General features: G+C 54.1%; 16 protein-coding genes. 8 read left to right on the top strand and 8 right to left on the bottom strand.

Features of this window, described 5'->3' with window-relative positions; translation table 11 throughout:
- Positions 1–53: 53 nt before the first annotated feature.
- Positions 54–1319, bottom strand: a complete 1266-nt coding sequence (locus tag QLQ17_RS15990) for a malic enzyme-like NAD(P)-binding protein (protein WP_283210611.1) — start codon at positions 1317–1319, stop codon at positions 54–56.
- 232 nt (positions 1320–1551) lie between these two features.
- On the bottom strand, positions 1552–1767 hold the full coding sequence (gene rpmE / locus QLQ17_RS15985; RefSeq protein ID WP_283210610.1) for a 50S ribosomal protein L31: 216 nt from the start codon (positions 1765–1767) through the stop codon (positions 1552–1554).
- A 213-nt stretch (positions 1768–1980) separates the two neighbouring features.
- Here rpmE and QLQ17_RS15980 point away from each other — a divergent pair, with 213 nt between their 5' ends.
- The 6 genes from QLQ17_RS15980 to hslU all read left to right on the top strand — a co-directional run bounded on the left by QLQ17_RS15980 (position 1981) and on the right by hslU (position 10631).
- Positions 1981–4155 carry a primosomal protein N' gene (locus tag QLQ17_RS15980; protein WP_502867395.1) on the top strand — a complete coding sequence of 725 codons (2175 nt, stop codon included), beginning with the start codon at positions 1981–1983 and terminating at the stop codon, positions 4153–4155.
- Between the two features lie 194 nt (positions 4156–4349).
- Positions 4350–6248: an Ig-like domain-containing protein gene (locus tag QLQ17_RS15975; RefSeq protein ID WP_283210608.1), complete on the top strand. Its 1899-nt coding sequence runs from the start codon at positions 4350–4352 to the stop codon at positions 6246–6248.
- Between the two features lie 159 nt (positions 6249–6407).
- On the top strand, positions 6408–8093 hold the full coding sequence (argS, locus tag QLQ17_RS15970) for an arginine--tRNA ligase (protein WP_283210607.1): 1686 nt from the start codon (positions 6408–6410) through the stop codon (positions 8091–8093).
- Positions 8094–8095: 2 nt separating this feature from the next.
- The gene (locus tag QLQ17_RS15965; protein WP_283210606.1) at positions 8096–8671 is read left to right on the top strand and encodes an SPOR domain-containing protein; all 576 of its coding nucleotides are present in this window, start codon (positions 8096–8098) and stop codon (positions 8669–8671) included.
- A gap of 85 nt (positions 8672–8756) precedes the next feature.
- Positions 8757–9287 carry an ATP-dependent protease subunit HslV gene (gene hslV / locus QLQ17_RS15960; protein WP_283210605.1) on the top strand — a complete coding sequence of 177 codons (531 nt, stop codon included), beginning with the start codon at positions 8757–8759 and terminating at the stop codon, positions 9285–9287.
- A gap of 12 nt (positions 9288–9299) precedes the next feature.
- Entirely contained in the window at positions 9300–10631 is a 1332-nt protein-coding gene (hslU, locus tag QLQ17_RS15955; protein WP_283210604.1) for an ATP-dependent protease ATPase subunit HslU, read from the top strand.
- Between the two features lie 78 nt (positions 10632–10709).
- Here the strand turns inward: hslU and QLQ17_RS15950 are convergent, their stop codons facing one another.
- From QLQ17_RS15950 to QLQ17_RS15940, 3 genes are all read right to left on the bottom strand, one after another.
- Positions 10710–11954, bottom strand: coding sequence for a patatin-like phospholipase family protein (locus tag QLQ17_RS15950; protein WP_283210603.1), 1245 nt, complete (start codon positions 11952–11954; stop codon positions 10710–10712).
- A gap of 84 nt (positions 11955–12038) precedes the next feature.
- On the bottom strand, positions 12039–14360 hold the full coding sequence (gene ptsP, locus QLQ17_RS15945; protein WP_283210602.1) for a phosphoenolpyruvate--protein phosphotransferase: 2322 nt from the start codon (positions 14358–14360) through the stop codon (positions 12039–12041).
- 15 nt (positions 14361–14375) lie between these two features.
- A complete protein-coding gene (locus tag QLQ17_RS15940; protein WP_283210601.1) occupies positions 14376–14906 on the bottom strand; it encodes an RNA pyrophosphohydrolase in 531 nt (176 codons plus the stop codon).
- A 170-nt stretch (positions 14907–15076) separates the two neighbouring features.
- On the opposite strand from QLQ17_RS15940, the gene QLQ17_RS15935 reads away from it, so the two are divergent.
- The gene (locus tag QLQ17_RS15935; RefSeq protein WP_283210600.1) at positions 15077–15733 is read left to right on the top strand and encodes a histidinol-phosphatase; all 657 of its coding nucleotides are present in this window, start codon (positions 15077–15079) and stop codon (positions 15731–15733) included.
- On the opposite strand, the gene QLQ17_RS15930 is transcribed toward QLQ17_RS15935, so the two are convergent.
- Positions 15734–16930 carry a class I SAM-dependent rRNA methyltransferase gene (locus tag QLQ17_RS15930; protein WP_283210599.1) on the bottom strand — a complete coding sequence of 399 codons (1197 nt, stop codon included), beginning with the start codon at positions 16928–16930 and terminating at the stop codon, positions 15734–15736.
- A gap of 110 nt (positions 16931–17040) precedes the next feature.
- Complete coding sequence (locus tag QLQ17_RS15925; protein WP_283210598.1) at positions 17041–19200, bottom strand: acetyl-CoA hydrolase/transferase C-terminal domain-containing protein; 2160 nt, start codon at positions 19198–19200, stop codon at positions 17041–17043.
- Positions 19201–19531: 331 nt separating this feature from the next.
- Here QLQ17_RS15925 and fnr point away from each other — a divergent pair, with 331 nt between their 5' ends.
- Entirely contained in the window at positions 19532–20287 is a 756-nt protein-coding gene (fnr, locus tag QLQ17_RS15920) for a fumarate/nitrate reduction transcriptional regulator Fnr (protein ID WP_283210597.1), read from the top strand.
- Between the two features lie 9 nt (positions 20288–20296).
- Here the strand turns inward: fnr and QLQ17_RS15915 are convergent, their stop codons facing one another.
- Positions 20297–22405 (bottom strand): DUF8754 domain-containing protein, encoded by a 2109-nt coding sequence (locus tag QLQ17_RS15915; RefSeq protein WP_283210596.1) that lies wholly within the window; start codon positions 22403–22405, stop codon positions 20297–20299.
- Positions 22406–22595 lie beyond the last annotated feature (190 nt).

Genomic DNA, 22595 nt, shown 5'->3' with positions numbered 1-22595 from the left:
AAGACATAAAAAAACCGACGGCCAAACCGTCGGTTTTTTGTTTCAACCCACCCTCAAATAATGTCGTCCATGGACTTTAGCGGGTAGTGTGCCGGATAACCATTACGGGCAACACCAGAATCGACCGCGGCTCGCGCCACGGCGGCGGGAACCACTTCGAGCAAGCGCACATCCATTGGCTTGGGAATGATGTACTCACGGCCAAATTCGAAGCTTGAGACACCATAGGCCTCACAAATATCCTGCGGAACCGGCTCTTTTGCCAGCTCACGAATGGCGTGAACCGCAGCTACTTTCATTTCTTCATTGATGGCAGTTGCACGGACATCCAGCGCCCCGCGGAAAATGAACGGGAAGCCAAGCACGTTGTTCACCTGGTTGGGATAGTCTGAGCGACCAGTCGCCATAATCAGGTCGTCACGGGTAGCCAGCGCAACTTCCGGGCTAATTTCGGGATCCGGGTTGGAACAGGCAAACACGATGGGGTTCGCGGCCATTTTCTTCAGCTGATCCGCTGTCAGAAGGTCAGGACCAGAAAGGCCCAGGAATACGTCGGCGCCATCAATCGCGTCGTCCAGCGTGCGACGATCGGTCTCATTCGCAAACATGGCTTTGTACTGGTTCAGATCGTCACGACCAGAATGGATAACGCCCTTACGATCCAGCATGAAAATGTTCTCAGAACGAACACCACAGCTGACCAATAGCTTCATGCAGGCAATTGCCGCAGCACCCGCACCCAGGCAAACCACCCTCGCCTCTTCAATCTTTTTACCCTGCAGCTCAAGAGCATTGATCATGCCGGCTGCAGTTACGATAGCAGTACCATGTTGGTCATCGTGGAAGATGGGCACGTTGCACTTTTCGATAAGCGCGCGCTCAATCTCAAAGCACTCGGGCGCCTTGATGTCTTCCAGGTTAATGCCACCGAAGGTGTCTGCAATACGCTCGACTGTTTCAATAAACGCCTGCGGACTTTCGGAATCCACTTCAATGTCAAACACATCAATACCGGCAAAGCGCTTGAAAAGAACGCCTTTACCTTCCATGACCGGCTTACTGGCCAGTGGCCCCAGATTTCCGAGGCCTAGAATAGCAGAACCATCGGAAATGACGGCAACAAGATTACCCTTGGCCGTGTACTTGTATGCATTCTCCGGGTCCTTAGCGATCTCGCGGACCGGCTCAGCAACCCCGGGGCTATACGCCAGAGAAAGATCGCGGGAAGTCTTGGTGGGCTTGGTGATTTCAACACTCAGCTTACCAGGCCGCGGCTTGGCGTGGTATTCAAGGGCTGCTTCTTTCAGATCTTGAGACATTGCCACTGTTCCGTTTTTTACGTTTATTGATAGAGGACCACTGAGCTCACTCAGCGGAGCGCGCCATTATGGCGCGAAGGCAATTCCCAGACAAGGCCTGCCTGTGCATTTTGCGTACAGTCAATACGCCATACTGCGTACAAGCGTTTGTATTGTCGCTGAAACGCTACCCAGAATCTGCAGGCATAAAAAAAGCGCCGATGTCGGCGCTTTTTTAGTCTGGCTCGCGGAATCAAGATTTCTTGATTCTGCCGCCGAAACGCTTCTGGAAACGATCGATACGACCACCTGTGTCCATCACCTTCTGCTTGCCGGTGTAGAATGGGTGGCACTGTGAACACACGTCCAGGGTCAGATCCTGAGTAAACGTGGAACGAGTCTTGAGTACATTACCGCAAGAGCAGGTGGCGGTAATCTCTTCGTACTTTGGATGAATACCTTCTTTCATGGCTTACCTCTATCGGTCATGCCGCTACCAGATCGCGGGACTTTTAACATCCAGGCGTCAGGCACCGCATGTTTGAATCAATTGACGAGACGGGGCACAATCATGCCCTGCCTAAAACAGACCGCGAATCGTACTAGTTAATAGGCGCTCAGGCAAGCCCTAATCGCGGCCCCCAGGCCACCGAACGACCTTCTTCCCCAAATGGAGCCAAACGTGCCCCGAACCGCGAGCATTGCCCTGAACCGTCCGCTTCGGAGGCTGTTCGATTATCGCGTACCTGAGGGGATGAACATCACTCTGGGCCAGCGGGTCACGATCCCATTTGGCCGCTCTAGAATGACCGGCATTGTTGCCGCTCTGGACCAGCCTCCACCCGAGGGCATTCAATTAAAGACGGTTGAAGACTGCTGCGAGGAATGGCCGGCGCTCCCCCCGGAGACATTTCGCCTACTCAATTGGGCTTCTGACTATTACCAACACGCTCTCGGCGAGTGCCTGTTCACTGCCCTGCCCCCAGCCCTCAGACGCGGGCAGCCCGCCAGAGAACGCACGGAAATATATTGGAAAACCATATCCGATGAAGCGGTTTTGCCTGCCAACGCAAAAAAACAGAAGGCACTTTTCGATTGGTTAAAACAATATCCTGAAGGCGTAGCGACAAAACAGATTCTGCTCGCGGGTTACTCCAACGCTCAGATAAAGAGCCTCAGTGAGAAGAATCTGATCGCGGCAACCAATGCCCCAAAATCGCATAACCCGTCGGTTTCGCCATCACAAAGACCACAACTGTCCGCAGAACAACAAGTCGCTGCTGAACAGCTGGCAACGCCGGATCAGGCCTTTTCCGTGTCGCTGCTTTATGGCATTACTGGCAGCGGCAAAACCGAACTGTACCTGGACTACCTGAAGCGACATCTGAGCGCTCACGACCAGGCACTGGTACTGGTACCCGAAATTAATCTGACTCCCCAAACACTGGCGCGCTTCGAGCGTTATTTCGGCCCCAGGGTCGCTGTATGGCACTCGGCGCTGAACGACGGCCAAAAACTCAACGCATGGCTTAAAGTCCGCAACGGCGAGCCGGTCATCCTTATCGGCACACGCTCCGCTGTGCTGCTTCCATTTACGAACCTGAAAACCATTGTCGTCGACGAGGAGCACGACAGCTCCTACAAGCAAGGAGACGGGTTCCGATACTCCGCGCGAGACACAGCCGTTTACCGCGGCTTCATTGAACGCTGCCCTGTCATTCTGGGCTCTGCGACACCATCGCTGGAGTCACTACACAACGCCCGGAGTGGCAAGTATCAACTGGTGCGATTGGAGCATCGGGCAGGCGACTCGAAACCACCAGAAATCAAGTTGCTGGACATCCGCAGTCGACCTCTCGAGGCAGGCTTTTCACGCCCAGCCCTGGACGCCATCCAACGAACCCTCGACTGCGGTCAACAAGCGTTGGTGTATGTGAATCGGCGCGGCTTTGCCCCAGTGATGATGTGCTTTGACTGCGGTCACATGGTCGAGTGCCCAAGATGCGACACTCGGCTCACCTATCACCGCCGTGACCGAGCCATGCGCTGCCACCATTGCGATTTTCAGATGGCCGCGATGGAGACCTGCCCGAAATGTGAAAGCGAGGCCTTCAAACCTGTAGGTCAAGGGACCGAACGAGCCGAGGATTTCCTGGCAGAACACTTCCCTGAAACGCCAATCATTCGCGTGGATCGCGACAGCACACAGCGAAAGGGCTCAATCCAGAGCATTATCGAGAAGGTAAGAACGGGCAAGCCCTGCATATTGGTGGGGACCCAGATGCTTGCAAAAGGCCACGATTTTCCCGGAGTCACGCTGGTTGTGGTTATCAATGCGGACGGCGGGTTATTCAGCGTGGATTTCCGTGCTCCAGAGCACCTCGTACAGACGCTGATACAGGTCAGCGGCCGGGCTGGCCGAGGTGCGCAGGCAGGCCAGGTCCTGGTTCAAACCTGCCACAGCGACCACCCGCTGCTGAAAACTCTTGGCGCCGGCAATTACCTCTCAATATCAGACCAACTATTGGCAGAAAGGAAGGAAAACCACCTACCCCCTTTCCGGGCGATGGCAACGTTTCGAGCCGAATCCAGAACCATGGAAGACAGCCTTAGGCTACTGGACTCCATCAAGTCTTTTATTCAATCATCCAAAGGCTCGCAAATAGAGACCTGGGGCCCCTTGCCCGCGGTTTTGGCGAGACGAGCAGACAAGCACTGTGCTCAGCTTGTTCTTCTTTCGACGCAGCGGCGACAACTCAATAATGTCATTGCAGACTCTTGCCAGAAAATGGACGAGACGAAGCTGCCAAGCGGGGCGAAATGGATCATAGATGTAGACCCACGGGAAACCGGCTAACACATCCGTAAAATGCCAGGTAAAGCGGTTACAAAGATTTTCATAAATGAATACTAATCATCATTGTACCTATGAATCCTGTGCTACGATTAGAACGGCATAGATGCAAAACCTGTGAAAACACTTGAAGTTCCGCTTTCCCTAAACACGCGGGCCCTCAAGGACTTTGCTGTAAATGGAAACTGGAGATAACAATGTCAGGGAAAATCCTTGCTCGCGCTGCGATCATTTTGCTAGCGCTCATCATGGCCGCCTGTGGAGGCGACGAAAACTCTAGTGCGCTTGCGGGTCCAGCAAATAGTGGCGGAAGCGGAAGCGGAGACGGGTCTGGATCTGATCAAACAGCTTCGACAACCGCTGCTTCGATTCAACTCCTTTCGAACACGACTCAGATCGGAACAGCCGGGAATAATTCCGCGACCGTGACTGCGATTGTTAAAAATAGCGGTGGCGTCGTGTTAACTGACACTCCAATTGAGTTTTCCTCGCCAACTGCAACTCTGAATATACAGAGCAACTTTACCGATGATAACGGTCGAGCAACCGTCGAGGTTTCAGCGCAAGGATCACCCGAAAACCGGCAACTTACCATTACCGCGACATCTGGTTCGGCTACCGCCTCTATCAATATTAGCGTTGCCGGCACCGAAATAACGCTTTCGGGACCATCCAGCGTTCCTTTAAATCAGGATACGGTTTTTACAGCCAAGCTCACAGATTCCGATAATAATCCGATTTCGGGTCAGTCTGTGACTATCTCCAGCAACGCAAATAACTCAGTCACCCCTGCCTCTAGCCAGACAGATTCAAGCGGTTCAGTAAATTTCACCTACAACGCTTCCAGCGCTGGCTCCGACACGTTGACTGTCGGAGCATACAGCGGAGCGAGCAGAGTGACCGCGTCTGTTGAAATTTCTATCTCAGGGGAAGACTTTGAATTTGTCACTCCAACTTCTGGACAAGAGATCCTCCTGAACACCCCTCAAACAATTGAAGTAACCTGGAGCATTAACGGCTCTCCTGTTGCAGACGGTTCGGAAGTCCAATTTTCAGCAACTCGAGGCCAATTAACTCCTGCGGATGGCATTGCCACCACGACCGGTGGCACTGCATCAGTGCAGATTCAATCTAATAACGCTGGACTCTCTTCTATCGCAGCTTTGACTGAGAATGGACCCACAATTCAAACAGACGTGGAGTTTGTAGCTTCGACCGTAGATTCTATAAACCTGCAAGCGAACAAAACTCAGATTTCACCAAACCAGTCGACTGAAATCACTGCCACCGTTCGAGATCCAAACAATAACTTGGTGAAGAATGCGGCGATTAACTTTACCCTGAATGACATCACGGGCGGTCAGCTATCGAGCTCGACTGCAACCACCAACAGTCAGGGTCAAGCACAAATTACCTATTCATCAGGAAGCACTACCAGCGCCAAAGATGGTATTACAGTCACTGCAAGTCATAGCAGTGGCGCCAGCGACGCTCTGACACTTACCGTTGCAGGTGAAGCCTTGAGGATCAATTTGGGCACAGGCAACAAGATTTCGGCGCCTAGCACAACAACCTATACCAAGCCTTGGACAGTCATCGTTACTGATGCGAATGGCAACGCAGCAAGCAACCAATTGGTAGAGCTTAGTGTCACGCCGATTTCATATACAAAAGGTATTTACCGTGCGCCAGACACAGACGCAGGAGAGCCAGACTCTCGCTGGATTTTCGAACCCTCGACGTCATGTCCCTCTGAAGACGTAAACAATAATGGAACGCTTGACGCCGGAGAAGATGCGAATGGCAATGGCAGCCTAGAGCCCTTCCCTTCCGCCGCCACTCCCACAACTGTCACAACATCAAGCAGCGGAATCGCGGATTTTGATCTGACCTTCCTGCAAAGCGAATGCAGCTGGGTAACTGTCGAATTATCTGCAGTAACCCGGGTGGGTGGAACGGAGTCGGACGCAACGCAGCGCTTCAGCCTGCCGTGCCTTGCCAGTGATCTCGCATATAACGAGAGCAACCCTGTAAGCCCATCTCCTGGGGAAGTCAGCCCTTACGGCTCTTCTGCAAGCTGCAGCGATAGCAATTAAGGCAGCGACACCAAGCCCAAGGCAACGCCTTTCACTTCAGAAAGGCGTTGTCTCATTTGAGTAACTTTTTTCTTTCCGCGATAATACCCTCCTTCGTCGACCAGCAGCAGTAACTGCTGCCCCGTACCCATTCTCTTGCAAACCGAGTCATCCGACAGCATGAAAGAGACCGTAGCCGAGCTGCTTCAATCTGCGCTTGAAGCCCTTAAATCGGAGGGCGTATTGCCCAGTGACCAGACCTTCAGTCCCCAGGTGGGCAACACCAAAGACAAGGCCCATGGCGATTACGCCTGCAACATTGCCCTGGTGGCATCAAAAGCGGCAGGTTGCCCTCCTCGCCAGCTTGCGGAAGATCTGATTAAACGGCTGCCGGAAAGTGGCGCCGTGGATAAGGTGGAAATCGCGGGCCCTGGCTTTATCAACTTCTTCATGAATACAGCCAGCGCCTTTGAGGTGGTGAACACGATTCTGGAACAGGCAAACCAGTACGGCCGAAACCAGAATGGCAAGGGCGAAAAGGTTCAGGTGGAATTCGTTTCCGCCAACCCCACAGGCCCATTACATGTCGGGCATGGCCGTGGCGCTGCGATTGGGGATTGCCTGTGCAGACTTCTGGGAGCGAACGGGTATCAGGTTACCCGTGAGTTCTATTACAACGATGCGGGCGCCCAGATCAACAACCTCGCCTTATCCGTTCAGGCCCGGGTAAAAGGGCTTTCTCCGGAAGACGAAAGCTGGCCGGATGACGGGTATCGCGGAGATTACATCCTGGATGTGGCAAACGCTTACCTGGCCGGTGAAACCGTCACCGCTGACGACCGGGAAGTCACCGGCAAGGCGGACCCGGACGATCAGGCGGCCATTCAGGAATTCGCCGTAGCCTACCTCCGTCGCGAGCAGGATCTGGATCTGAAAGCCTTTGGCGTTCAGTTCGATGTTTACTTCCTGGAGTCGTCTCTTTACGAAGACGGGAAAGTTGAAGCCGCTGTCCGCCAGCTGAACGAGAACGGCTTCACCTATGAACAAGACGGTGCCATGTGGCTCAAAACCACCGAGTTTGGCGACGACAAAGACCGGGTCATGCGCAAGAAGGATGGCGGCTATACCTACTTCCTGCCCGATGTCGCCTATCACCTGGACAAGTGGCAACGCGGGTTTTCCACAGTGATTAATGAACAAGGTGCCGATCACCATTCCACCATTACCCGGGTTCGGGCAGGCCTGCAGGCACTGAAGGCTGGCATTCCTGAAGGCTGGCCTGACTATGTTCTGCACCAGATGGTCATGGTTACCCGCTCCGGCCAGGAAGTGAAGATTTCCAAGCGTGCGGGCAGCTACGTCACCGTTCGGGATTTGATTGACGAAGTGGGCAGGGACGCGACCCGTTTTTTCCTGGCAGCTCGCCGGGTGGATTCACAGTTAACCTTCGACATCGATCTGGCTCGCTCCCAGACCAACGAAAATCCCGTGTATTACATTCAATACGCTCACGCCCGCATCTGCAGCGTTCTGCGGAAACTTGAAGATGAAGGCGTTAACAGGGGCCGCAATGAGAGCGTCGGCGACCTGTCTTTGCTGACGTTGCAGGAAGAAAAGGATCTGGCGAACCAGCTGGCCCGCTATCCGGAACTGATCGAAAATTCAGCCAATCAGAGGGAACCCCATCACCTGACGCACTATCTCAGGGAGCTCGCAGGGCAATTCCATACTTATTACAACGCTCATAAGGTACTGATTGAAGATACCGCCGTTCGCGATGCCAGGGTGACCTTGTACCTGGCCGTGCGCCAGGTTATCGAGAACGGACTGGACTTGCTTGGCGTCAGCGCTCCGGAAGAGATGTAATTATGGCAAGGAAAGCAAAAGCACAGCCAGCTCGCAGAAAAGTGGCCCGAGCACAACATGGCGGGCTGTCGCTGAAGTGGATTCTTTCACTTGCGGCTGTTGGCGGCTTTATCGGTTTTATCGCCTATCTCAACTCGCTCCCTGCACCCAAATCTGCGGGCCAAGCGGATAACATCGAGGAACAGTCAAACAAAGACGCCACAGCTGCAACCAACAAGGCTTCGGAAAAGAAGCCCGGCTTCAGGTTCTACGACATGCTGCCGGATTCCGAGGTGGTGCCACCAAAGGTCGACGAGTACACGCCAGGGCCCGACCAGACTGACTTTGATTATCTGGTTCAAACCGGCTCGTTCAGGACTGAAAAAGACGCTGAACGTCAACGCGCGCAGATCGCCTTTCAGGGATTACGGGCCTACGTCAGCCAGATTGATCTGGACAGCGGCAGCACCTGGTATCGGGTCAATGTTGGCCCCTTCGCCTCGCGAAGCCAGATGAACTCCGCCGTCGACAAACTCGTTTCCATCAATATTGAACCGCTGGTCCGAAAGGTTCCCAAGGAAACCTCCAAAGACGGTTAGGCAGAAGAGACTGATTGCCCTTGAAAACCCTGCCGTCGCCTCCATTACCTGAAGATACGTTCTGAATCAGGCAAGTGGAGCCCGAATGACTACCATACTTTCTGTCCGGAGAGGCGATGAAGTTGCCATGGGTGGCGACGGCCAGGTATCGCTTGGCAATACTGTAATGAAAGGCAATGCCCGCAAGGTACGGCGACTGTACAACGGGAAAGTATTGGCCGGTTTTGCCGGTGGTACGGCGGACGCCTTTACTCTGTTTGAGCGCTTCGAAGCCCAGCTCGAAAAACATCAGGGAAACCTTACCCGGGCGGCCGTTGAGCTGGCCAAGGACTGGCGAACCGACAGAGCGCTCAGGCGTCTGGAAGCCCTCCTTGCCGTTGCCGACAAGACGGCGTCTTTGATAATCACCGGCAACGGTGATGTTATTGAACCTGAACAGGGCCTGATTGCCATTGGTTCAGGTGGCCCCTTTGCCCAGTCTTCAGCCAGAGCCCTTCTGGAGAATACCGACCTGGGGGCCACAGAGATCGTAGAAAAAGGCCTGGATATCGCGGCCGACATCTGCATCTACACCAATCACAATCGTACGCTTGAAACTCTGTCTGCCAACGACTGATCTGGAGCACTCATGTCCGCTATGACCCCCCGTGAGATTGTTCACGAGCTCAACAAACACATTGTCGGCCAGGACGAAGCAAAGCGCTCCGTTGCCATCGCACTTAGAAACCGGTGGCGCAGAATGCAGTTGGATTCCGATCTGCGCGATGAAATCACGCCGAAGAACATTCTGATGATTGGCCCGACCGGTGTGGGTAAAACCGAGATTGCTCGCCGGCTGGCGAAACTCGCCGATGCCCCCTTTCTGAAAGTAGAGGCCACCAAGTTTACTGAGGTGGGCTACGTGGGCCGTGACGTGGAATCCATCATCCGCGACTTGACCGACATGGCCATCAAGATGCTTCGAGAGAAGGAAATGAAGCGGCACGAGCACAGGGCCATGGATGCCGCCGAAGAGCGGATTCTGGACGCGCTGCTGCCACCAGCAAGGGATTTCAAGGAAGAAAGCCAGAAGACCTCGGAGGACTCCTCGACGCGTCAGCTTTTCCGCAAAAAATTGCGCGAAGGCGAGCTGGACGAGAAGGAAATCGAAATCGACCTGAGCAATTCCGGCGCAAGTATGGAGATCATGGCGCCGCCTGGCATGGAAGAGATGACCAGCCAGCTGCAGAATATGTTCTCAAGCATGTCGTCTGGCAAGCGCAAGACTCGCAAAATGAAGGTAGCCGATGCCTTCAAGCAGGTGCGCGAAGAAGAGGCTGCAAAACTGGTCAACGAAGAAGAGATCAAGCAAAAAGCCATTACTTCCGTCGAGCAGAACGGCATCGTATTCGTTGATGAAATCGACAAGGTGGCCAAGCGTTCCGAAAACACCTCCTCAGACGTATCACGGGAAGGCGTTCAGCGGGATCTTCTGCCATTGATCGAAGGCAGCACGGTCAGCACAAAATATGGGTCGGTTCGCACCGATCACATTCTGTTCATCGCATCCGGCGCCTTCCACCTGTCGAAACCCTCGGATCTGATTCCGGAATTGCAGGGTCGTCTGCCAATTCGGGTGGAGCTAAAAGCTCTGACACCGGAGGACTTCAAGCGCATCCTGACCGAGCCGAGTGCCTCGCTGGTGCAGCAGTACGAAGCCCTGATGGGCACAGAGGGCGTGAAACTTACCTTCTCTGACGACGCCATCACGCGCATTGCAGAGGTCGCCTGGAAGGTTAACGAGACCACGGAAAACATTGGTGCCCGCCGCCTGCACACGGTTCTGGAGCGGCTGCTGGAAAGCTTGTCCTACGAGGCGGGTGACCAGGTCACCGAAAGTTTCGAGGTGACTGCCCAGGTTGTCGAAGAGAAGCTGGGAGAGTTGGCAGAGGATGAAGATCTGAGCCGCTATATTCTCTAAACGGCCGAGGGCTACACAGCCCGAAAAAAGCCCGCTTGCGGTTGAAGACTCCGGAAGCGGGCTTTTTTATGCGAGTTTTTAAAGGGCCTTGCTGAAGAGGTCGCTCACGTTGCCAAGGCCAGACGCTATCCTGCCCTTCTGGGCCTGTTTCTTTCGGCCTTTTGCCACATACAAAGGAAGCATTTCGCCGTAAAGGCTGGTGCTGATGGTGCGCTGTTCATCTTCCAGGCGATCTCTGCGCAACCGAATACCGTACTTCGCCAGCTTTGGCTCCAGCTCGTCTGCCCGATTGAGCAGGTCGCGCCGAGTCATCTGATAAGCGTGTTCACACACCATGCGCCGTGACTGGAAACTGAACACATTGGAGAAAAACAGCTTGGCATCGTCACGGGTCGGCTCAAACAGCAGAATGTCTTTATCCGGGTAGTCACGCGCATACTGCGCTATCCCTGACTGCATTCTTGAATAAACCATGGTCCGGTACATCTGCGATAGCAGATTGGGCATGCCAGAACGAGTGAGATCACCTGGCGCCATACTGCCAGCCCGAACCGCTGAGCTTGCGTCAATAGGTACTTGTGGATTGACGGCAAACACCAGGTCTGCGCCATCCTCAAACGCCACCGACGCATGCAGCCCTTTACGCAAGGTGCCATCCACGTAGTAGCGACCATCTACGTTGACCGGCACATACAGCCCAGGAGAGGACGTGCTGGCCTGAATGGCCTTGGAGATTGGCACATGATCAAACCCGGGCGCGCCAAAACAGACCGCTTCTGTGCTCTCCACGTCCGCTGCAACGATGTACAGACTGCGGCGCAGCTGACGAAAATCGTTTGTACGACCCAGCATGTTGAAAGCGCGATTCAGGTATTCATGCAGACCCTCATTATCGAAAAGACCGGCCGGTGCGGCCTTGGCCAGAATGGTCATGGCTTCCAGAAAGCTCTGGTCGTAAGGGTTATTCACGAAACGGCGTAACGCGGTGGATACCAGACCGGGAATTGCCAGCAACCGACCGCCAATTTCGCGAAATGCAGGTCGATAGAACACTTCCGGGTGGAAGGGGTGCACCTCGGCCTCGTTGCGAACAAAGATGCGGCATAACTGTGCCGTTGTCATCTGGTTCGCAAGGTTGGCAGCGACGAACGAACCCGCATTAACGCCCACGTAGACATCAATGTTATTGAAATCCAGGCCATCCATTGCTTCATCAAGTGCCCGCAACGCCCCGATCTCGTATATACCGCCGAGCGGGCCACCGCCGCCCAGGGCGAGGCCAATTCTTGGGCCGGGCTTGATTGCCGTGGTCGTTGCCGTCATTCACGCTCCCCTATCGGGATAGTTACTGTTCATAAATACACGGTAGCAGCCAGATTTAGAGTTCACACCCTACAATGGGCTATTTCAGACGAGCGGTGCCTTGGATTCTGATTGCTCGCCACGCGCAACCCCGGCCGAGCGGGAGGGCCGCAGGTAGCGACCAAAGCCGCCATTGCGCAAGGCCAGATCCACGCAACTCTTGATGACATGAGGAGAATCCAGCAGTAGCACATCTTCCAGCAACTGCACGGCCCACTCGCGACTGACGTTACGAATTACCGATTTCACTTTTGGAAGACTCGCGGCGTTCATGGACAGAGAGTCGTAGCCCATAGCCATCAGCAGCAGCGCTCCGCCGGGATCACCCGCCAGCTCACCGCAGATACCGACTGGCTTGCCGACCGAATGGGCATCCTGAGCCACCCGAACCAGCGCCTGCAGTACCGCAGGATGGTACGAGTGATACAGCTGGGCAACCCGCGGATTGTTGCGATCCACCGCCAGCAGGTACTGGGTCAGGTCGTTGGACCCCACCGACAGAAAGTCGACCCGGTCTGCCAGCTCACGTATCTGATACACGGCTGCGGGGATCTCAACCATCACACCCACCTTCGGCATATGGATGTTGAATCCCTCTTCCCTAACCTCGTGGTAAACCCGATAGACAAGGTGCAAGGATTCTTCCACTTCCGAAATATTGCTGATCATCGGCAACATGATCTGCAGATTGTTCAGCCCCTCACTCGCCTTGAGCATGGCCCGAACCTGCACCAGAAATATTTCAGGATGATCCAGAGTGACCCGGATACCGCGCCAACCCAGGAAGGGGTTTTCTTCCTGAATCGGGAAATAAGTCAGAGCCTTATCACCGCCGATATCAAGCGTGCGCATGGTGACAGGATTGGGCGCAAAGGCTTCCAACTGCTCGCGGTAATACTCCCGCTGTTCCTGCTCTGACGGAAACCGATCCTTGATCATGAACGGCACTTCGGTTCGATACAGCCCGATACCCTCGGCGCCATGGCTTAGTGAGCGGACCACATCCGTCATCAGCCCCGTATTCACCAGAAGTGAGACTCGATGATGGTCCGTTGTCTCGCATGGCAGATCCCGCAGCGCTTCCAGACCACGGATCAGCTCGTTTTCTTCGTCGCAGATTTCCTGGTAGTACGCCAAGAGATCCGTTGAGGGAGACGCGAAGATCTGGCCTTCAAAGCCGTCAACAATCAGATCCCTGCCATCAAGCTGGTTCACCGGAATGTCCACCAGCCCCATCACAGTGGGAACGCCCATGGCACGCGCAAGAATCGCCACATGAGAGTTACTGGAGCCTTTAACGGATACCAGGCCGACCAACTGACCCTTGGGAACCTCACCCAACATTGCAGGCGTCAGCTCTTCGCTGACCAATACCGTTCGATCCGGATACACCAGGTCTTTCTGTTCGCCTTCCTGAAGATGAGAGAGCAGACGACGGCCCAGATCCCGGATATCCACGGCCCGTTCCTGCAAATAATGGTCGTCCATCATTTCAAAATGACGGATATATTGCTGCACTACCTGCTTCAGCGCGCCCTGCGCCCAGAAGCCTTCGCGAATTCGGTTTGCCACCTCGCCAGGCATGGCGTCATCACCCAGCATGCGAAGATACACATCAAACAACGCCTGCTCTTCTGGCCGAAGCTGCGAAGCCAGTCTCTCTGCGACCCTCTCGATATCTTCACGAACCGCTGTTACGGCTTCCGCAAATAATCTGAGCTCCTGATCGACATCGTCCGTCGGTTTTTCAGGCACAACATCCAGATCCGCTGCAGGGTAAACCACCACGCCCTTGCCGATAGCAACGCCGGGCGACCCTGGCACACCGCTGAAGCTGACATCCGTGGCTTCTTCGCCGGTCAGTGACAGCCCACTGATCGCCCCCGTTGCCTCGCTGTGCGCGATAACACCCGCCAATTGCGCCGATACGGTGACGAGGAAGGCTTCCTCACCTTCGTCAAAACAGCGAGAGCTTTCCCGCTGCTGAACCACGAGAACGCCCAAGACACGACGATGGTGAATAATCGGAACACCGAGGAAAGAACGGAAACGCTCTTCGCCGGTTTCAGGAAAATAACGATAGCGCGGATGGGAAGGCGCATCTTCCAGGTTAATCGGCTCCTCACGAGACCCGACCAAACCAATCAGACCCTCGGAATACCCCAGGCTGACCTGACCAACCGCTTGCTGATACAAACCTTCCGTTGCCATCAGTATGTAGCGATTGACTGCAGGATCCAGCAGATAGACCGAGCACACCTCTGTGTCCATCGCTTTCTGGACGCGAGAGACAATAACGTCCAACGCCTCCTGAAGATCACGGGCGCTGTTGACTTCCTGTACGATGTTTCGAAGAACGCTCAGCATTGGGGCTTTAATCCATCACCTCTGGTGGTCGCTCGAGCGCCCTGCCTGGTTACTGCGCTGCCATTGTTCCATGTTATGAAACAATCGCGGCGCAAGCTCCCTGAGCGCTCGCCGATAAACTTCCCGCTTGAAAGACACAACCTGCCCAAGCGGATACCAGTAGCTGACCCATTGCCAGCCATCAAATTCGGGTGAATCCGTGCCATCGACGCGCACCTGCGCGTCCGGCGATAACATCCTCAGCAGGAACCATTTCTGTTTTTGCCCGACGCAAACCGGGTGCGAATTATGCCGCACCATTCGTCGCGGGAGGCGATACCGCAACCAGCCCCGGGTGCAGCTGACAATTTCCACGTCGCTTTTGCCAAGACCAATTTCCTCCCCCAGTTCCCGGTACAGTGCCTCTTCAGGTGACTCATTATGCTGAATGCCACCCTGAGGAAACTGCCAGGAGTCCTGCCCGATTCGCCTTGCCCAGAGGACTTCTCCTCTGTGGTTGGCCAGAATGATTCCGACGTTGGGTCTGAAACCGTCTGAATCAATCACGGCACAGTCCTTATTAGTCGGTTGGCCGATCTAAAATGTATCGGCCAGAATTGTCCAAGTTGCCTTCATTCTTACAGAAACCCAATGGCACGGCAAACGCAGTCGATGGCGGCATGTCGTGGTAGAATGGCACGCGATAATACACCGTCCCGGTACCGGAGGAACTTAATTTGACGCTCGCACTGTTTGATCTGGATAACACTCTCCTGGCCGGAGACAGCGATCATGCCTGGGGCGAGTTTCTGGTCGAAGAGGCCATCGTGGATGCCGAAGAATACCGGCGCGCTAACGACCGCTTCTATCAGGACTATCTGAACGGCGAGTTGGACATCATGCGCTACCTGAGCTTTGCCCTTCAGCCTCTGGTGCGCTATGACATGAACGAACTGCTCCTCTGGAGAGCCGACTTCATCGAAACCAAAGTGCGACCGATGATGCTGACCAAAGCAAAGAAACTGCTCGATCATCATCGTCAGCAAGGTCACACCTTGATGATCATCACCGCGACCAACCGCTTTGTCACCGAGCCTATTGCTGAATTACTGGACGTAGAGCATCTGATTGCCACGGAGCCGGAATTGATCAACGGGCGTTTTACAGGCGGTGTGGCGGGCATTCCAAGCTTTCAGGACGGCAAGGTGGAACGCCTGAATGACTGGCTGCAAAGCACCGGAGAAACACTCGATGGCGCTTGGTTCTATAGCGACTCCCACAACGATCTTCCGCTGTTGAACAGGGTCGACAACCCGGTAGCCGTCGACCCGGATCCGAATCTGGAAGCGACGGCCCGCAAAAATGGCTGGACAGTCATGACGCTCCGCGATTGATCAGAGGAAGCTGGTCAGAGACCGTACAAAACAGGATTTGATGTAGTCCGTTTCGGGAATCCCAGGAATCACTGGATGATCTGGCGCCTGGTGCCCCTGCTCCAGCAGCTGTACGAACCTATCGATTTTACGACCGCTACTACGAATGATATCCGTCAGCTTTTCCTGAGATAGATGCATGGAACACGACGCAGAGACTAGCAACCCATCCCTTTCCAGCAAACGCAGACCAAGCTGGTTGAGACGCGCGTAGGCCTCCTCCCCAGCCTTTTGATCTCGGCGCCGCGGAATCAGCGCCGGCGGATCGAGTACCACAATGTCGAATTTTTCCTTTTCATCGCACAATGCCTTCAAAGCCTCAAAGGCATCACCTTCAATGGTCTCGATATTGTCGAGCCCGTTGATTCTGGCGTTATGATGAACCGAATCAATGGCGCCTGAAGAGCTATCCACACATGTGACCTGTGTGGCTCCTGCACAGGCCGCCTGAATTCCCCATCCACCCACATAACTGAAGACATCCAGCACCCGTTTGCCTGGCGCATAAGCCTGGAGCCGCTGACGATTCATTCGGTGATCATAGAACCAACCGGTTTTCTGGCCACCTTCCATAGGGACTTCAAAGCGAACGCCATTTTCTTCAACGGAAAGAAGGTCAATCTTATCCCCGAGCGCCTGTTCGATGTAGGTATCAAGCCCTTCCACCTTTCGCATCTTTCCATCGTTTTTCAGGACGATAGACTTCGGGTGTGCGAGGCGCTGAACAGCTCTGATGATGGAGTCTTTCAGCTGCTCCATACCGGCGGTTGAAATCTGTACCACAACGACATCATCAAAACGGTCAATTACCAGGCCGGAAAGCCCGTCGCTATCACCGAACACCCAACGATAAAATGGTTTATCGAAAAGCCGGTCACGCAGTGAAAGCGCCGTCTCGAGTCGCTCGGTCAGGCGTTGAGGGGTCATGCCATGACTGGCATTGCGGCTGATTAGACGCCCGCAAATCAGCGCATGGGGGTTCACAAATACTGTGCCCAGGGGTTTGTCGTTAGCTGCGCGCAACTCGGCCTGGGAGCCAGGTTCGAATTCGGGCAGTGGTGATCGACGGGTGTCTACCTCATTGCTGTAGACCCACAAATGGCCGGCTCTGAGCCTACGCTCAGCGCCTTTACGAAGATAGAGAACGGGGAAGGTCATGAGATGGGCGCCTGAAAAAGGCTAGAGAGTAGCTTTTTCGGCGATCACCATCAACGGCTTCAGACCGTCCTGAGCCCGTTTCGCGCCTATGACGAAAGCGTCCTGAAACCTCACATGGGCTTCAGATAGCCGTTCTCTTCCAGCTCCATCAACAGCAGATGTTGAAGAATCTTGTCTTGGGTGGATTCGGGATGCGTCAGGCTCAACCGTTCCAGAAACGGCTGAGCTTCTCGCACATCCACTTTATGCACAAAGGATCGAATGACGGCTCGGATCATTTCCTTCGGTCTCTCCATCAGCGCTTTGATGTCCTTCAGGCTTTTGCCGAGTGCGATTTCCTCATCGGTAAAGTCAGAGCCAAGCGGGAATGCCGGGAAGAACCCTTCCTCACGAAGCGCTTTGATTCGTCCGGCCAGCTTCTCCGGATAGTTTTCGCGATAGGGCTGAGGGATCTGATAACTTTGCTTCACTTTGCCCACCTTTTTCACTTCTGCCAGCAACGCTTCCTGAAACCGGGAATCTGTGACCTTCAGCAACTCAATAGCGATCTGCTCGTCGGTTTTTCCACGAAGATCGGCAATACCGTACTCGGTCACGATAATATCCCGGAGATGACGCGGAATGGTGATGTGCCCATAATTCAGAACAATGTTCGATTTCAGGTTTTTGCCACTCCCCCTTGTGCTGCGTACGCACAGGATAGAGCGGGCATCGGGAAGTTCATGGGCCATGGAGACAAAATTATACTGGCCGCCCACGCCACTTATGACGGTGCCGTCCTCAAGACCGTCCGACACCACGGCGCCACTGATCGTCACCATCATGCCGGTATTGATGAAGCGGGCATGGCGACGCTGGGCCGTCAGCAATTCATGATCGTAGGCCAGCTGATTGATGTGGCCGACGCTGGACATGCAAATTTTCTCACTGTCCGCCCGAGGCAAATCCCGAAGGGCCTGGTAGAAATCCCTGGGGCCGAGGAAAAAACCGCCGTGCATATGGATACCGCCTTTTAGCCTGTCGCCCAGACAGGTTTCTGTCACGCGCTTGAAATTATCCAGGGTGTCCAGATCAACACTCAGCAGCTCGCCGTTCACCGATAAGCCTTCTTCGGTCCACTTGACGGCCTCGTTGAAAATGCCCCATCGCTGAAGATACTGGACATCTTCTTGGCTTAATCGAGTCTGAACCACCGATTCGTCCAGCAGACGCTTTAGCATTCCGGGCGTGACTGTTTCTTTTATCTGCCCGCTGTTCAGCAATCGCTGCAAATCGATATCGTCATAGACGCAACGTTTAACGATGCCGCTCTTGATCAGGTGCATGAAACCATTCACAAACATCTCACTGGAACCGTAGAGCCCTTCACTGAAGATGTCCGTTCCTCCGTATTCGCGGATCAGAGTCTTATCCAGTGCCGCTTGATCGACCAACTGCTTATACAAGTCATTATTCTGATGCCGCAGTTGGCAGGCATACACGATGGCATCCCCCAGAGAACCGATGCCGATCTGCAGGGTTCCACCGTCCTTGATCAGGGTGCTGGCATAGAATCCCGCCATGTAGTCAGCGTTTGGTACTGACATATTGGGCGGCGCAAAAAGGGTGGTCGCATAGGCTTCGTTTTTTACCACCAGATCAAAAGTGTCAGGTGCGACCATGGCTTTGTTATACATGAACGGCAGATCCTCATGCACTTGCGCAACGGTCACAATCGTTCGCCCTTTTTGGCGCTCCCTCTCAATGATGGGCAAGACGTCCAGAGTCACATCCGTATTACAGCTCAGGCTCAGCCTGCGCTCGCCATCCACTTCCTTTTCGCTGACCATCTGAGCAAGGACATTAACGCCGTTAAGCATCAAGTCCCGGGCAACGAAGGTGTAGTTACTGGAGATATAATTGCGCTGGGCACTGGGAACCTTTTTCATAGCTCCAGCTTTGAAATAGAACTCGGAAACGGTGATGTTATCCGGCAGTGTGTTGTTTCTAATCGCGCTGGTATATTTGAGGTCTTCGTAGTCTCCGAACAGGCGTTCCACGAAGGGGCCTAGAAACCTGGCTTCAGTTTCATTTTGTGGCGTCGGTTTTTCCAGAGACAGCGCAGTGATGATTCGCAGCGAAATACTGGAGTCAGCGACAGCGCGATCATAAAACGCATTGACCAGTTGATTAGGCTTACCCAGGCCTAGCGGCAGGCCCAGAACAATATGCTTACCCACAGTCTCGATCACGCGGTCGACACACGCTTCAACTTGCTTGAATTGCTCCATTAAAGATCCCACCTGCCGTTTATTGTTAGCTGAAAAAGCAAGCGGGCTTCCAATACTGGTGAAGCAATTTTTTCAATACGACAAGCTCCGCTTGATCAACAGGCATTGTATCCTTGAGGTGAGCCGCCTCGAATGACACAGGTCAATCTAGACTTCATTCTTTTTGGCCATTCGAAATGTGAAATAGCGCCAGGTTCTGACTACCATGATATGAATAAATAGTGATCGAGTCGGAGATTCCTTGGGATCTAGCAAACCCCAAACTTTTTGGGCACCCAACAACAATAAAATAAATTCCCAAACCAAGACCTCGTAGAGTGGAACTCTCATCATGGAAGAAACCATTTTTGCCAAGACTCAAACCACTTTTCGTACCTCCTGTGACCAGTGTGGTCTGAGCAGCGTATGTTTGCCGATTGCTGTGGATCCTGAAGACCTGTATCGATTGGAGACTGCCGTCAATCGAGGACAAAAATTTAACCGCGGGGAACTGGTCTTCAAGCAGCGTGATCGTTTCAAATCCTGTTTCGTTGTTCAGGGTGGGGCCGTAAAGACCTTTATTGTGACCGAGGACGGTGAAAAGCAGGTGACGGGCTTTTACCTGCCGGGCGAGATGGTGGCACTGGACAGCATTAATACCGATTACTATTCCTGCTCCGCCGAAGCTCTTGAGCGTAGCAGCCTCTGCGAAATCCCCCTGGACCGTTTTGCAGAACACACCCTGCGTATCCCCGGTCTTCAGCATCATTTTTTCCAGCTCATGAGTCAGGAAATACAGAAAAGCCAACGGATGACCGTACTGCTGAATCGGAAAACCGCCGACGAACGCCTGGCAACCTTTCTACTCTCCCTGTCCAAACGATTCGGCCGGCGACACATGTCAGCAACCCAGTTTCGCCTCCCCATGACCCGAAACGATATTGCCAACCACCTTGGGCTGGCAGTTGAAACAGTCAGTCGTGTACTGACGCGCCTTCAAAAACAAAAACTTGTCCAGTTTCAGGGTCGTTACTGCACACTGACAGACGTAAACGGATTGACTAACATCGCTCATGCGGTGAATTCCCCTTACGAGTGTCGCGGATAAATTTTCGCTTTACGCCGATGTGCGAACAGACATCCTCTGCGGCCCTTCTTCCTTGACGGCCAAGCTTCGAACTCGCTCAAAATCCTCCTCAGTAAACGTGCCGTTAACACCGGAGATAGCGGCCAGCTTCATTCCGTGTTTCAGGCCCAGTTTGTATATTTCGCGAACTTTTTCCCACTCGATATTCCGCCCCAGCGTAAAATTTTCAAATCGCGCTTCCAGAGTCAGCACAATCGTTTCGGCCAGGCACGCATAGGCGATGCCCCTGGGCAGACCAATGTCTTTCATGTGAACCTCGCCAGGCAGCTGAATCTCGCCGGACTCAATCACCAGCACATCAGGCCGTTTGGCGACATCTTCAGGTGGAATATCCAGAGGTCGCGCAACGTCTGTGATCACACAACCTGGCTTGACCTTCATAATGTCCAGGATACGTTTTCCGGCGCCAGAGGTAGCGGTAACGATCATATCCATTTTCGCAAGGTCTTTGTCCGCGCCGCCTGCAACATGGACGATGGCGCCCGGTGTTTCCTGCAGGATGCTTTCTTTCAGGGCCAGTAATTTCGCCGGCTCAGGAGCCGCCAAATACACTTCGTCGACTGCTTTTGCCAACAGGCGCGCGCAAACCGAACCGATGGCGCCTGTCGCGCCAACAACCATCGCTTTACCAGCGGCTTTGCCACTGGGGCCGATAGCGATCCGCCCCACTCGCTGCATGGCATCGTGTGCCGCCCATAGTGCGCCTGAAGCGCTGTAGCTGTTTCCCGTGGTAATCGGCAGGGGTGCCCGTTTTGCCACCGTTATTCCGGCATCCCCGACAACTTTGGTAAACGCCCCCAGCCCCATGATCTGGGCTCCCAGCTTTTTGGCCAGCTCCGCCGCCTGTAGCAAGCGCGCATAGGTAAATTCAGGATCATGAGACATGATCTCTTTTGGGGTGCCACCCACGGTGATTAACCAGCCCTCAACTTCATCGCCGGTCGGTGACTTGATTCCTGACACTTTCGAGTAAATGAAAGGGGGCGTGTAGGCGACTGCTTTCTCTACAAGGTTCATCACCATAGGAGGCGAGACACTGGCAATCCAGTCCAGGGGGGAGGTTTTAGTCAGGTACTGCTGGGACAAGGGATGAATCACGAAAGCGAAGCGATTCACCCTGCGATACCCGTTGGGGTACAGAATCCTTGGCTCGATACCCAGGCTCTGGATAACGTCCAGATAGTCATCTGGCCCCAGCTGTTCTGGGGTTCTGGATAGCGATGCGCTGATCATGGCGTCCATGACGTTGACACCAATCGGCCGGTCCTCCAGCCAGGGACTGTAATCGACGACCATTGCGACGCGACTGGCACGCATCCATTCCAGTGCCGAATCGGTCACCCGTGACGTAATCACGGTTTTTCCGTCCAGCTCCTTCTGGCTGAACTGCGCCAGGTCGTCAATTGTCGACACGATCACGTGGGCCTCAGAAACAGCCTTGTGCAAGGACCCTTTCACCAGCCCCTCACCAAGACGATAAAGCGGCGTCTTCATAATGGCTTCAATCGTCTTCACCGCAGCCGGCCGAAACATCAGCGGTGCGGTTAACGAGGAATAGGTTTCAAGCTGGTTTAGAGACGTCAGTAGCCTGGGGACGCCAAAGTCAGTGAAAGGGTCCGCAAAGAAAAGATTGTCCGTGTGCTCCGACAACGACCTGGCAATCCGATAGCTTGCCTGGCCATTCATGAATAAAACCCGCGCGTTATCGAAGAAGTGCCCCAATTCGGACTGTGTATGGCGAATCGCCCACTCCTGGAGAATGCCTCGCAGCCCCGCTCCGGTTGTCACCGGCTTGTCCGGCACACAGGCTTCCAGCCTTGCCGTATTCGGATGCACGATCTGCTCGCGTCCCACCTGATAATGGTCATGAATCATGCTCAGGCCTATCGCATCCGCCTGAGCATGGACCGATTCGAGTACCTTCTCCGCTCTGTCAATGTCTCCATCTGTACCGATACGGATGATGCGGAATGGCGTGCCCAGAAACCGGGTGTCCATCTGGTAGTCAGACTCGCTGCTTCCCTGACTCACACTCACAATGGTTTTCATATTCGGGCTTTCCTTTTTCTCTGTTGCCATCACCTGATTTCCTACGGTTTTACCACGGCCCGAAGCGCCTGCTTATCAGTCGTTGCTCAAGTGCAATCAAAAGCACATGAACTTCACTCCATGGTACAGGGCCAGAACACCGGAAGAAGCCGCGGTTATTTGACCTGGATCAAGGCTGGGACAGGATTCCTGCGCCAGCGTTCATCGGCATGATCTGAGT

Origin of the sequence: Marinobacter sp. CHS3-4 (assembly GCF_030053415.1) — a bacterium.
Taxonomy (GTDB): domain Bacteria; phylum Pseudomonadota; class Gammaproteobacteria; order Pseudomonadales; family Oleiphilaceae; genus Marinobacter.
Note: the sequence above shows the minus strand (reverse complement) of the source record. Positions and strands in the feature narration are given on the sequence as shown.